Origin of the sequence: Alteribacter keqinensis, assembly GCF_003710255.1 — a bacterium.
GTDB lineage: Bacteria > Bacillota > Bacilli > Bacillales > Salisediminibacteriaceae > Alteribacter > Alteribacter keqinensis.
In genome coordinates this window covers 470,529-482,705 of record NZ_RHIB01000001.1, presented here as the reverse complement: position 1 = coordinate 482,705, position 12,177 = coordinate 470,529, and the positions used below count along the sequence as shown (strand labels likewise).

10 protein-coding genes and 1 pseudogene are annotated in these 12,177 nt (G+C 38.9%); 4 read left to right on the top strand and 7 right to left on the bottom strand.

Annotated elements, in window-relative coordinates; genetic code table 11:
• Positions 1 to 99: 99 nt before the first annotated feature.
• Both EBO34_RS02305 and lplA read right to left on the bottom strand, forming a co-directional pair.
• Positions 100 to 1,374: a nuclease-related domain-containing protein gene (locus tag EBO34_RS02305; protein ID WP_122896343.1), complete on the bottom strand. Its 1,275-nt coding sequence runs from the start codon at positions 1,372 to 1,374 to the stop codon at positions 100 to 102.
• Between the two features lie 53 nt (positions 1,375 to 1,427).
• Positions 1,428 to 2,417 carry a lipoate--protein ligase gene (gene lplA / locus EBO34_RS02300; protein ID WP_122896342.1) on the bottom strand — a complete coding sequence of 330 codons (990 nt, stop codon included), beginning with the start codon at positions 2,415 to 2,417 and terminating at the stop codon, positions 1,428 to 1,430.
• Between the two features lie 150 nt (positions 2,418 to 2,567).
• On the opposite strand from lplA, the gene EBO34_RS02295 reads away from it, so the two are divergent.
• The 4 genes from EBO34_RS02295 (at position 2,568) to EBO34_RS02280 (ending at position 7,286) form a co-directional block, all read left to right on the top strand.
• Positions 2,568 to 4,082, top strand: coding sequence for a spore germination protein (locus EBO34_RS02295; protein ID WP_249414051.1), 1,515 nt, complete (start codon positions 2,568 to 2,570; stop codon positions 4,080 to 4,082).
• A gap of 14 nt (positions 4,083 to 4,096) precedes the next feature.
• Positions 4,097 to 5,215 (top strand): GerAB/ArcD/ProY family transporter, encoded by a 1,119-nt coding sequence (locus EBO34_RS02290; RefSeq protein WP_122896340.1) that lies wholly within the window; start codon positions 4,097 to 4,099, stop codon positions 5,213 to 5,215.
• Positions 5,193 to 6,305: a Ger(x)C family spore germination protein gene (locus EBO34_RS02285; RefSeq protein WP_122896339.1), complete on the top strand. Its 1,113-nt coding sequence runs from the start codon at positions 5,193 to 5,195 to the stop codon at positions 6,303 to 6,305. The genes EBO34_RS02290 and EBO34_RS02285 overlap by 23 nt, the downstream gene beginning before the upstream one ends.
• A gap of 453 nt (positions 6,306 to 6,758) precedes the next feature.
• Entirely contained in the window at positions 6,759 to 7,286 is a 528-nt protein-coding gene (locus tag EBO34_RS02280) for a hypothetical protein (RefSeq protein ID WP_122896338.1), read from the top strand.
• 61 nt (positions 7,287 to 7,347) lie between these two features.
• Here the strand turns inward: EBO34_RS02280 and EBO34_RS02275 are convergent, their stop codons facing one another.
• The 5 genes and pseudogenes from EBO34_RS02275 to EBO34_RS02255 form a co-directional block, all read right to left on the bottom strand.
• Positions 7,348 to 7,674, bottom strand: a complete 327-nt coding sequence (locus EBO34_RS02275) for a TM2 domain-containing protein (RefSeq protein ID WP_122896337.1) — start codon at positions 7,672 to 7,674, stop codon at positions 7,348 to 7,350.
• 141 nt (positions 7,675 to 7,815) lie between these two features.
• Positions 7,816 to 8,205 (bottom strand): annotated as a pseudogene (locus tag EBO34_RS02270) (sigma-70 family RNA polymerase sigma factor); the annotation flags it as partial.
• A gap of 221 nt (positions 8,206 to 8,426) precedes the next feature.
• The gene (locus tag EBO34_RS02265) at positions 8,427 to 10,178 is read right to left on the bottom strand and encodes a hypothetical protein (RefSeq protein ID WP_122896335.1); all 1,752 of its coding nucleotides are present in this window, start codon (positions 10,176 to 10,178) and stop codon (positions 8,427 to 8,429) included.
• 73 nt (positions 10,179 to 10,251) lie between these two features.
• Positions 10,252 to 11,286 (bottom strand): DUF6236 family protein, encoded by a 1,035-nt coding sequence (locus EBO34_RS02260; protein WP_122896334.1) that lies wholly within the window; start codon positions 11,284 to 11,286, stop codon positions 10,252 to 10,254.
• 20 nt (positions 11,287 to 11,306) lie between these two features.
• Positions 11,307 to 12,173 carry a DUF5655 domain-containing protein gene (locus EBO34_RS02255; RefSeq protein WP_122896333.1) on the bottom strand — a complete coding sequence of 289 codons (867 nt, stop codon included), beginning with the start codon at positions 12,171 to 12,173 and terminating at the stop codon, positions 11,307 to 11,309.
• Positions 12,174 to 12,177 lie beyond the last annotated feature (4 nt).

Sequence of the window (12,177 nt, the reverse complement as noted above, 5' to 3'; positions counted from 1 at the left end):
GTGGGGGGGGCTGTTTTTTTTGTTACCGAGTTCCTTCGTTTGTTCATCGACTTCAGCTGGTTCTTCATCGACTTCCCAAAGTTGACCATCGAATCTTCCCTATTTAACAATAAACTTCTTTAACGAATACATCCTATTCTTAAGAGCATTCTTTTTTTCCAATTCCAGCTTTCTTATACACCTGTAGGCTGATTGAGGGCTGCTCATTAATAAGAAATCCTGAATCTGATTACAAGTAATGTTCTCCCTGACCAGCAAAGCATAGTCCTCCAGAGAGGCTGCAATAGGGTTGGTACTTCTAAAACTGCACTTACGGCAAATCCAAGTGAGTTTTTCTCTAACCATTGGAATTGCGGAACACTTCAAACACCTAATTCCCTTTAGTAACTGAGTTGGCAGGATATTATACGTTTTTAGATTGAGCTTAAGAGATTCATGGTTGCTCATAATAAGTTTAATCAGACGTTTAATTTGGTGGTCAGACAAAGGAGAAGGCCCCGAGCATTCAAGGTTTTTTTGGAGTATAAAAGGCAAACATTCTACTCTGAATATTTTATTGGCAATTTCAGCGACACTTGAATCCGGATTAATATAGGCTTGTTTGTGAGTTAATGTAACAAAGTGGATTTTTCGGAGAGGTGGTATTTGGAGATTCTTACTACCTAGCCAGCTCATAAAATCTCTTTGCTGACTTTTAACCTGGAGCAGAGGCTCTTTAAAAACATCAGGTGCAGATTTTCCATTGATCTTCTCCTCTTCACGGAGGAATTGGTTACTCTTAAAAGTATGCTTCCCTTTGGTGTTTTTGTTTTCAATAAAGATGATTTGCCCTTTACTAATAATTAAGAGATCGATCTCAAAAAAATAACCAAACTGACTCAGTCTTAAATTGTGAAAGAAATGCAGATCTTTTTGATAGAGGAAAGGACGCAAATAATACTTCAACGTTTTTTCACCTGCATATCCGGATTGACAAGTTAGGTATTCTTCCAGGATCAGGTCCTTTTTAGGGTGGTGAGGTGGCAGCCGCCAGAGGAGGGCTTCAAGTTGCCGTAGTCTAATAGAGGGTATGAGGGGTTTAATTTTCAATACACTACTCCTTTCTAATATTGTGAATTCTATACTTCTACATCTAACGAAATTTCCCTCCTTTTTTCTAATATAATTATGGACAGTTAAAGAATTCCCGTTCTGTAAAGGTTGTTCATCGACTTGTCCAATTTTTTCATCGACTTCGGCGGGTTCTTCATCGAGTCCCTTCATTTGTTCATCGACTTTCTGCTGCCTCTCTTTCGCGGCTGACATCTTTTCTGCTCGAGAGTCTCCTCCCGCGCTTTGCTTGTAACCTCCATCTGTCACCTCGCCAACTTTCACTTCTTTTCCTGCTAAATCCCCCTCGCACCAACATGCGAGGGGGGCACAAATACTTAATAAACCAGCTCCACAATTTCTTCCTTTGTAATAGCACCGAAATAGTGCTTCACTTGCAGCTTGTCCAGTGCTTTGTCCAGTTCTTCCCGCTCGTAGCGGCAGCCGATTAATTCTTTTTCCACGTCTGTGACTTCCCCGATGCCGAAGAAATCACCGAAGATCTTACAGTCAGTGATGGTTCCTTTGTTAACATTCAACCGGATATCAACAGTTCCTGCGGCGAACCGCTTGGAGCGTTTAAGGTCAAATTTTGGTGAGCGGCCGTAGTTCCAGTCCCAGTTGCTGTAGCGCTCAGCGGATATTTTTTCAATTCCCTTCCAGTCTTCCTCTGTAAGCTTATATTCAGGAATCTCCTCGGCCCCGTCAAAGATATAGCGTAACAACAATGCCTTGAATTCTTCCATGGATAATGGCTTGTCCACAAATTCATTGATGTTGGCGACACGGCTGCGAATGGATTTGATTCCTTTGGATCGGATCTTCTCTTCATTCACATTCAATGCATCCACTACGTTCTCCATCTCGGAATCAAGAAGGAGCGTGCCGTGGCTGAACATACGGCCCTTTGTTGTATACTGGGCGTTACCTGAAATTTTACGCTCCCCAACCTGCAAATCGTTACGGCCAGTGAGTTTGGCGTCAACGCCGATTTTCTGGAGGGCATCCACAACCGGCTGCGTGAACTTCTGGAAGTTGTGAAAGCTTTCTCCGTCGTCTTTTGTGATAAAGCTGAAGTTCAGGTTGCCGAGGTCGTGGTATACAGCCCCTCCGCCTGACAGCCTGCGGACGACGTGAATGCCGTTCTTTTCAACATAGTCTTTATTTATTTCTTCGATCGTGTTCTGGTTTTTGCCGATAATGATGGATGGTTCGTTAACGTAAAACAACAGATATGTATGCTCTTTGTCCAGGTGCTTGAGGGCGTATTCCTCAATCGCAAGGTTTAACCTTGGATCAGTAATGTTTTGATTGCTGATAAATCGCATCGTAACAGCCTCCTAATAAATCGTATCATTCCAATTTTACCACAACTACCTCCTCGTTCCATAAATTCCGAAATGGCGTGTATGATCCACCAGAATTGAGAGACATTAAGCATATTACCAAAAGATAGGAGTGGTGTTCCCGTGCCGTTTATGAAATCATTTTTCAAGGCTTTTGAAAATCAAAAAAAACAAAAAGCGGACACAAAAATTCTTGAACCGCCGGAAACACCAACCTTCCCGGTGTCCTTTGAGATTGATACAAACCGGGTTTATGTCAAAAGTACCCTTCATTACACAGAGGATCTGGTGGAAAAGAAAGTCACCACCGGTCATAACAAGACGGTTTATTTCTTGTACCTTGAGCCCCTGTCAGACACGAAAGATATGCATGAGTATTTTTATTCGAAGCTGAGAAAAATCCGGAGTGACGAGAATCTGCACCGTACTCTCAGTGATATGGATTCAGCCAGGCTCGTTCATTTAAGCGATGCGATCAGCGAGATCTTGTCGGGAAAAAGTCTTGTGCTCATTGAAAATACCGACTACTGCTATTTATTAAGTACAACGAGCGTTATTCACCGGGATGTGGGAGAGCCGGATAACGAACAGGTTATCCGGGGAAGCCACAGCGGATTTGTGGAAAATCTCAGTGTAAACCTCCAGCTCGTCCGTAATTTAATCAGTCATCCGTCACTTGTGGTCAAATATACCACCCTGGGAGAAGTTTCAAAAACAAAATCGGCTGTCATCTACATGGATGGTCGGGCAGATCCTATTGTAGTTGAAGAAATTCACAGAAGGCTTAAAAAGATTAAAGTAGACAAGCTGATGAATTCAGGAATCATTGAAGAGTATATGGAGGATAACATTTATTCCCTATTCCCCCAGTTCATTACGACAGAACGGGCCGACCGTACAGCATTAAACCTGATTGACGGGAGGGTTATTATTCTCACTGATGGCGACCCTACTGCTCTGGTGCTGCCAGTCACATTTTTCTCTTTCTTCCAGTCAACGGATGATTACAACAGCCGGTGGGTGGCAGGGAACTTTTACCGTCTTATCCGTGTCATCAGTTTTTTGCTTGCCGTGACTCTTCCAGGGATTTATATTGCGATCATTACCTATCATTACGAAATCATCCCTTTTGGAATGACCTTTGTCATAAAAGACGCGGTTGAACATATACCCTACCCTCCGCTGGTTGAAGCCCTCTTCATGGAGCTTACCCTTGAGCTTATCCGGGAGGCCGGTATCCGGCTGCCGACGCCGATCGGTCAGACCATAGGTATTGTAGGGGGTCTCGTTATTGGTGATGCCGTGGTAAACGCCGGCTTCATTTCAAGCATTATGATCATCGTCGTTGCCTTGACGGCGATCTCGTCTTTTGTCGTTCCTGTTCACGAAATGAGTATGGCTATGCGGCTCCTGCGGTATCCGATCATGATCATGGCTTCTTTGTTAGGATTCGTGGGCATCGTATTCTGTCTGACAGTTTACCTGATTCACCTTTGTAAGCTCACAAGTATAGGAAAACCTTTTTTTTATCCGTTCGCGCCTTTTGACTGGAAGGGCTTAATGAACCGGTTTGTCCGGCTGCCTCACACTGTAGAGGTGAAGAATGAACAAAAGGAAGGCAAGAACAACCATTCTTCCTCATCATAAGGAGTATACTCATCATGAATGATAAACTGCTTATAACAAAACCACAACTGTTCTTCTTTATCGTACAGACACAAGTCGGAGTAGGCATACTTTCAATGGCATTTGCTGTTTTTCAGGAAGCAGAATGGGACGGCTGGATCAGCGTATTCCTTGGAGGGTTTTTCATTCAGCTTATTATCTTTCTTCTGTATGCCCTTGCCAACCGGAATCCGGAGCATATGTTTTTTCAGGCAGTACCCCTCATTGCAGGAAAGTTTGTGGGGCATATCATTAATCTACTCTATACTCTTTATTTTGTAACGGTGTGTATTCTAATTCTCGTAGTGTATGCCCACATCATTGAAATTTGGCTTTTCCCCCAGACACCGGGCTGGGTTATCATTTTTCTGCTAGTATCTGCTGCTTGGTACTTAACACGGGAAAAACTGCACATCGTTGTCAGATTCTATGTTTTTGTAAGCAGTCTTTTCATCCTGGTCATCGGAGCTCTGTTATTTGCAATACCAAATTTAAATCCTTTGTACATCCTTCCTGTTGGTGCGAGCGGGGTTAAGGCCATCAGTAAAGGCGTGCTTGCCTCGATGCAAGCGATGCTCGGCTTTGGTGTCTTCCTTTACATCTTTCCATATGTTGATGTGAAAAAGAAAAAAGAAATTCTCATTACAGCAAGCTTTGCAAATGGATTTACGACGTGCCTGTACGGTATTACCGTACTCATTACATTTATGTTTTTCAGCCCGCCTGAAATTGAACTTGTTCCCCAGCCTATTTTATATATGTTAAAAACGTTCAGTACGCAAATCATTGACAGGCTTGATTTGATCTTTACTGCGATTTGGATTGTAAGTGTGACTACATCGTTAATGAGCTATATGTACTTGGCTTCCTTATCTGCAACTCAGCTTATCAAAGGTGTGCCCCGTAAAAAACTCGTTACTGTCGTTGCAATAGGGGTATTTCTCGTATCTATCGGACCGTCAAACGAGCTGACTGTCCATAAGCTTTCAGAAGGTGTAGACTATTTCAGCATCCTCATGACGCTCATAATCCCCCTGTTTTTATATCTTTTGTCGTTCATACGTAAACCACCAGGGAAAGGAGCGTCTCAGCATGAAAACAGTCCGTCAGTTTAGTCTGTGTATCCTTTGTCTGATCCTGCTCTCGGGGTGCTGGGATTCCAGGCAGCTGCGTGACATTACGATTGCCAAGAGCGCCGGACTTGATCTTATGGAAGATGGTTTGTACCAATCGACGCTCACCTCACCTGTTCCCAGTAAACGTGAAGCCCCCGAACGGACAGAAGTCGTCAGCGGACTAGGACATACGGTACGTGAAGCCAGAATGGCTCTGGATAATAAAGTTTCAGAGCGTATTGACATTGCAAGGTTGAGAGTGATTGTTATAGGCCGCGATTTGGCTGAGGAGTCTCTATACAATCCTATTGATGTTATGTACCGGGATCCCCGCGGATCTCTCGGAGCCAAAATAGCCATCTTTAACGGGATGGCTCAAGACATAATAAGTAAGGATCTGCCTGATAAACCCAGGACAAGTGAATTTATTGCCGACCTTCTTGAAACAGCGGAAGAGAATTCAATTGTGGAAAACCTTAATGTTCAGCTGATTTGTCCTATCATGTTTGATCCGGGGCAGGACATGGTAATTCCATTAATGGAGTTAAATGAGGAAGATGAAAGTTCTCTCGTTGGAAATGCTCTGTTTAACGGTGAAAAGATGACAGGGACACTTTCACCGGAAGACTCGGTTCTGTTAAATTTAATGAAAAACGTTCGTGGCAGGAATACCTTTCTGACCGAGAAAGTATCTGAGGAAAATGCAGAGACAGAAGAGTTTATCACACTCCTTGTAAGAGAGGCAGACCGCAACTTAAAAGTAGATGTCAATCATGCTGCGAAATCTGTCACTGCTGAGGTAAACCTTACAATGAAAGTAAAGGTTATCGAATATCCAAAAGACGAACTTCACGACCCTGCAAATGTGGCAATGCTGAATGAAAGGCTTGGGAGAGCATTCACAGCAGAGGCTGAACAGATCTTCGAAACGCTTCAGGAAGCAAATTGCGATGCTCTCGGAATCGGGAGACGCGTCATTGCTTTCCACAATCAATTTTGGAGAGAAAATGATTGGAATGAGGTCTATCCGGACATTACTATCAAACCGAATGTGACAGTAGAAATCATTTCTCACGGGATCATTAACTGACATGAAAAAGGAATGACAAGTGCCATATGAACGGCCGTCATTCCTTTTAATCTTCCGTATGCACAGTTTTTTTGCCACAAGTCCGAGGGCAAACCCGGCCAAGCCAATAAACGAGTTAAACGCAGCATACCCGTACAGCTCAGGTGCCATAGTCATCCGTTGAACCGTAGTCATCACCAGGATGCTCATGATGAAAACGCACAAAAATACAACAACAGGATTTCCTGCAGCTTTTTTCCCCGACATACATGCAATAAACCCCATCACAAATGCAAAAAAAGGATTAACGAAAAAAAGCAAAGCGACAGTCGAAGTAAATGCCAATTTCAAACCACACCTTTCCGGTAAAATCGACCACCTATACTAAGATAGTACCATATCCTCTATTGTATGCTGTGGATTTTTACATTCCTTTCTTCACATTTTCAGCATATACATATAATGGAGGTGCTGATGTTGAAGACATTTTTTATCCTTGTATACAGGTGGCTGTTCCGCCGTGACTATACAAAATCACAGACTACCTTAAAAAAACTTACCATCAATGCAGCTCTGATCCCCGCCACTTTTTCGGTTTCAAAAACCGAAGACCCATGCCAGGTTTCCGTAACCTATATGGGGCAGTCATTTACCTGGCGTCTTCTTCCTGACGATGGCGAGTTGTTCTTTCAAAACCTGCAAAATTTCCTTCGCATTACAAAAAACAGACGTGTCGTTCTGCGAGCTTATCCCATTGCAAAGAAACGACTCAAACCCAGGGACTGTCACATCTTCATCGATCCCCTTCAACCCGATAAATACGTTTACAGCATCCTGTTTACCTGTGATGACATAGGTGTGATTGATTCCTTTTCTCTGCGTAAACGTAAACGGTCCTCATCTTTATCCAGAACCATCATCGACAATGCTCCTATCGACCGGCTTTCTGAAGCCTTTCAAATGGTTTGTTTCACCATGCGAAAAAGGACAAAAGTAAAATAAAAGAAGGTTTCCAACAGGTTGTTGTGAAACCTTCTTATTATATATAGCCAGTCAGCTTTTTTTAATTCTGATAGCTTTTTACATTTTCAATAATGGAAAACTCCAGCTGGTCATTTATCTTCTCGAGGCGCTTCCCGATAAGAAAGACATCAACCAGTACCCATATAAGTATCGGCACGAAAGCTAAGAACCAGCTTACAATCCATACCGCAATCATTCCAATACCGTAGCCGATATCTCCTAAATAAAACCGGTGTACACCAATACTGCCGAAAAACAGCCAGAGTACATAGAGAACACCTTTGCTCTTTTTCTTCTTGTCAAACTCATTTGCGATGATTGACAGCTGCTCTCCTGACAATTCTCTTTTCATCAGTAAATTGTTCATCCGCATCCTCCATCCTTGTTTGCCTGTTCTTTAGGATATATATGTCTCTCCTCCTGAATTAAGCCACAGAAATGATCAGGAATACGGGACATGGACCTAGTCATAGTAAACAAAACACCACCCTCATCAGGTGGTGTTTTGTCAGTTATTCGGCTCTTGTTTCAATGCATTCTTCTGATGGCGGTAAAATTCATGAAACAGCTTCATGAGGGCGCGCTTCTCAATCCTTGAGACATAGCTTCTGGATATACCTAAATCACGGGCAATTTCACGCTGGGTCTTTTCTTTCTTTAAATCTAGCCCGAACCGGCCTACAATCACTTCTTTTTCCCGCTCGTCAAGGACGTGTATGAATTCGTAAATCTGTTTTTTCTCCATGCTTAACTGTATCGCGTCCACGACGTCCACTGTCTCTGCCTGAAGGACATCAATGAGGGTGATTTCATTGCCTTCTTTATCCGTTCCGATCGGGTCCTGCAGCGAGACGTCTTTCTTAACCTTCTTCAGTGCGCGCAGGTGCATGAGTATTTCTGTTCTAAAGTCAAAGGTGGGGCATCGAAAGTCTGTTCATTATAATAATGTTACTGTATCAACTATACATTATCTATTAAGTTTTATTTCCAGTAATAATTTTTGTCTTTTTGATTTCGTTTATATTCAAATCAATTGAAACCCTAATAGGAATTCCTATTTCACTTTCAAAAACTTTGAAAGTATGGTACTTTTTGATGGAATGAGAAGTTTATAGTAAGTTATGGTAAGCAAGTTATGTAAACATTAAGACCTGCTTCTTTGCATAAGGAAACTAATGAAGAAATTAACCAAAAAATTTGAACTACTTGGTATTTTGTACTTTGTCCGTCTTTTAGCTTGACCAGTTCCTCTTGTAGTTGTTTCTTAGATATAAAGTTAATTACTAAAACGATTTCCTTGAAAGAATTTGGAGCTTTTAATGTAGATTTATACGCTTCTATACCTTCTTCTATATTAGTACCTTTAATTAATCTTTTAATTTCTGTTTTTCCATATGGATTTCCCCAAGAATCTCTTTTCCTATTGAGCGAATCTTCTGTCACATATATATTTCCTAGATTTTTTTGCGCTTGGGAAACAACTTCATGAAATGCAGACGCTGACAAAGATGGTTCATGGTATTTTGCATGATAAAAACATATTTTATTATCATCTAGACTGATGTAATCTGCCCACTCATCCCCAAGATCATCACAAAATATAAAATTACTATTGTTAGCTAGCTTCAACTCGATAAAATTAAATAGTGAATTACGTTCGAATGCTTTCAAAGTAGTATTATCTGTGGGACCTTTCTCAGATGTAATATCTTTAAGTTCAGGAAATTCTAAAAATACATCTAAGAAATTTTCAATATTGCTTAACAGGGCATTATCTTTAAACAAGGTATTCGCCCAATAAACAATATTTATATCGTCAAACAAGACTAAGAAGTTTTGATTTTCGTTAAGATAATTAAGTAGATTGTGTTCAACCCCATCATTTAACTTAAAATGTATTTTCCTTAACTTATTCGATCTTATACTAAAAGACTTTTTATTTTTAATTAATTTAAGTGAGTTATCAATATTTGTATTAACCTTCACAGCACTGGTATTTATTTTTGTCAGCTCAAATGACCTCTCTATTTTTTCCATTAAATTTACATTAATATTCCTTGTTCTCCCATTATCTAGTTTTAAGTAAAACTGACTCTCCTCTTCAAACAAATCATTTATCATAAAAAGTATATTTCGAGGGTTAAGTTTTTTAATTTCAGTGTTTATAGGTGATGCGAAACTATCCAAATAAGTAATTGAAGGTCTATAATGTTTTATCTTATTAATTATTGATACAACCCATTCTGAAAATTCGTCAATGTCTTTCCTTTTACTAAAAAAACCAACCCGAGAAGTATTTAGTGCAAGCGATACATCACTATTATCTTGTACAATTCTCATGTCCCTAACAAAGTACTTGTTTGCACTTAAAGTGGAAAGCGACTCTTTCAAGTTGGCAGCTTCATACATCTTTTTTCTTATTGCCTTATCAGAAATATCCATATTATTCACAGAGAATTTCTTGAATCTAGTATTTTCTGATAAAAACATGCGCGACATGGTTTCATACCCAACCTTTTCTATATAGTCTTCGAATAACTTATCGATTCCGCTTACGTTTAATTTACTGAACGCTACATAACCATCGTATTCAACAAGTAAAAAGTATGCATACTTAGTCTCCACATTGCTCAAAGATTGTTCAGCTTTAAGAAAATCAGGGGATCTATTATATTTAAATACACAGCCTGAAAAAACAACTTCTGTTCCATTTACAGTAATTTTATCCTTCACTATGTTTAACTTATAGTAACCCACTTTGTATTTGCTAATTTCATCAAAAACTTCTTTTATCTTAGCTTTAGTAAACTTTCTTATTTTCTTGTAAAAATAAGCATTTTCTGTTACTTGTAAAGCATTTTTATTTAACATTTAAATCCCCTTTTATTAAAAATGCAAATCTATCTAATTAAGATTCCAAGTCTAATTTAACCTTGAATTTACCTCAGCAATTAAAATGCTTTTCAATGGATAATATATAAGCAAAAGGATTTCTCATCAAACTATTCACCCTATGCCTTCTCCTATCATAGACATCAAAGATTGATTTCCCAACAATTAAAGAAGAAGCAAGATTTCCAGCTAAAACACCATCACTTATGGTTGAAATTTCATGGATGGTGAGTGGTATTGTAAAAAGTAATGGAGAAAAGTCTGTCTTATCAAAATATCTATCCATTTGACTCTTTAATGCTGCTTTTTGATCATTTAGAAGATCAATATGGTGCTTTATTGCATCTCTCTTTGTATTCTCTTGATAGTTAACTAGGTGAAGGCTAGTTTGATTTATAATTCTTTTAAAATTTTCAAGCTCATTCTTATGATTAGCCTTGAAATCAATTAACTTTGATACATCATTTATTTCATGAGGGATTGGAATTAATCTTTCTAATAATATTGAAGACAGGGTAGCAAGTTCTTGCTCTTTTACTGATCTATTTAAACTATCATTCGAATAGGCAGGAATTTTAAATTTACTATAATGAGGGCTTATATTAGATACTGAGTCTGTAACAGGTGTCATTGATTCTAGATTCCCTATATAACAAGCTAAATAATTCATAAAGTCTCTTGCAATATCTTGCCTTACGTTTATCCAATCCACATCATTGGTTTTAATAGCTAATTTATTTCTTAATAAATATTGTTTTAATTCAAATCCCATTTTATTAATATGAACTTTACTGTATTGGTAGCCACTAAGAGAACCATTATTACCTTTTAAGTAATGCTTATTTAGATTTTTGTAAAACGAATGATAAACATTTGAATTGTACATATGTGTGTATTCTGGATTAACTACCTTGACAATTTCTTCAATAATTAAAGTTTGCGTGAATGGGCCATATAACTCTGGATTTTCATTAAACGTGTTAGGTGCAATAACCGTTATACTGTCACAATACAAAAGCATTCTATATAACCAAGGCGATTTTTTTAATGAGATCTGAGGAAAGTAAATTAAGTTATCATTTAACATAGTTAATAACCGTCCTTTTATTAGATAATACTAGTCTCATAAGCTTTTTTAAGAATATGATTTATCAAATCACCGTGCACCTTAATATCTTTTTTAACAAGCCTAATCCTATATCTACCATAACGCTTAGAATATTCCAAAATATCAACTTCACTTTCTTCAAATTGACGATCTAACTCTTCTGTTTTAGGTAAACGGACTTCAATAGTGATACTGTTTTTTCGGGGTTTGAAAATAACAAAGTTATTCGGATTTCCTGACTTCTCTAGTCCAATGTACATTTTGTTGTACTTGAGATTGAGATTTGGATCACTTTCATGTAAAACACGCAACAATTCATCGGCAATAGAAACTGTTTCCTTTGTTCCTCGCTGTTCCCAATATTTACGGTCCGTTAGCTCTTGTACTTCCTCATCTTCCTCTACTAAACCTAATGGCGTCTCATCTAACACTGTAGTAAAGAATAATCCCACTTTGTTATCAACTTCTACAGCAGTCATTTGAATTGCTATTAATGGGATGTTCCCGTTAAATAAGTTTATAACATTTAAGAATCGACTGGTTATGTCTTCGGCTATGATGACAGCGCAATGTTCATATTGAGGATATCGCTTTCTCTCTATATCCCAATACTCGATAGTGCGTATTATATGCTTTTCATCCGTTTTCCCCAACTGAACTTCAACTTCATACCTTCGATTTGTTTCTGGATCTTGTAATAATAAATCTAACCTTCCTGCTTTCGGTTGAATTCTCTCTTTATCTTTAAGGACAATATCTCCTAATCCCAAAATAGTAGGGTTCTCTGATATTCGATCTTGAACCCATCTCTCACTAAGTGTAGGATGATCTTTTAAATTAATTTTCTTAGGATTAAAGTAATCCATCTCT

What these genes read in the sequence shown, in the direction of transcription:
- lplA (WP_122896342.1), bottom strand. Translation starts at nt 2,417, where the DNA reads ATGCGATTTATCAGCAATCAAAACATTACTGATCCAAGGTTAAACCTT.
- EBO34_RS02295 (WP_249414051.1), top strand. Translation starts at nt 2,568, where the DNA reads ATGAAATCATTTTTCAAGGCTTTTGAAAATCAAAAAAAACAAAAAGCG.
- EBO34_RS02290 (WP_122896340.1), top strand. Translation starts at nt 4,097, where the DNA reads ATGAATGATAAACTGCTTATAACAAAACCACAACTGTTCTTCTTTATC.
- EBO34_RS02285 (WP_122896339.1), top strand. Translation starts at nt 5,193, where the DNA reads ATGAAAACAGTCCGTCAGTTTAGTCTGTGTATCCTTTGTCTGATCCTG.
- EBO34_RS02280 (WP_122896338.1), top strand. Translation starts at nt 6,759, where the DNA reads ATGTTGAAGACATTTTTTATCCTTGTATACAGGTGGCTGTTCCGCCGT.
- EBO34_RS02275 (WP_122896337.1), bottom strand. Translation starts at nt 7,674, where the DNA reads ATGAACAATTTACTGATGAAAAGAGAATTGTCAGGAGAGCAGCTGTCA.
- EBO34_RS02265 (WP_122896335.1), bottom strand. Translation starts at nt 10,178, where the DNA reads ATGTTAAATAAAAATGCTTTACAAGTAACAGAAAATGCTTATTTTTAC.
- EBO34_RS02260 (WP_122896334.1), bottom strand. Translation starts at nt 11,286, where the DNA reads ATGTTAAATGATAACTTAATTTACTTTCCTCAGATCTCATTAAAAAAA.
- EBO34_RS02255 (WP_122896333.1), bottom strand. Translation starts at nt 12,173, where the DNA reads ATGGATTACTTTAATCCTAAGAAAATTAATTTAAAAGATCATCCTACA.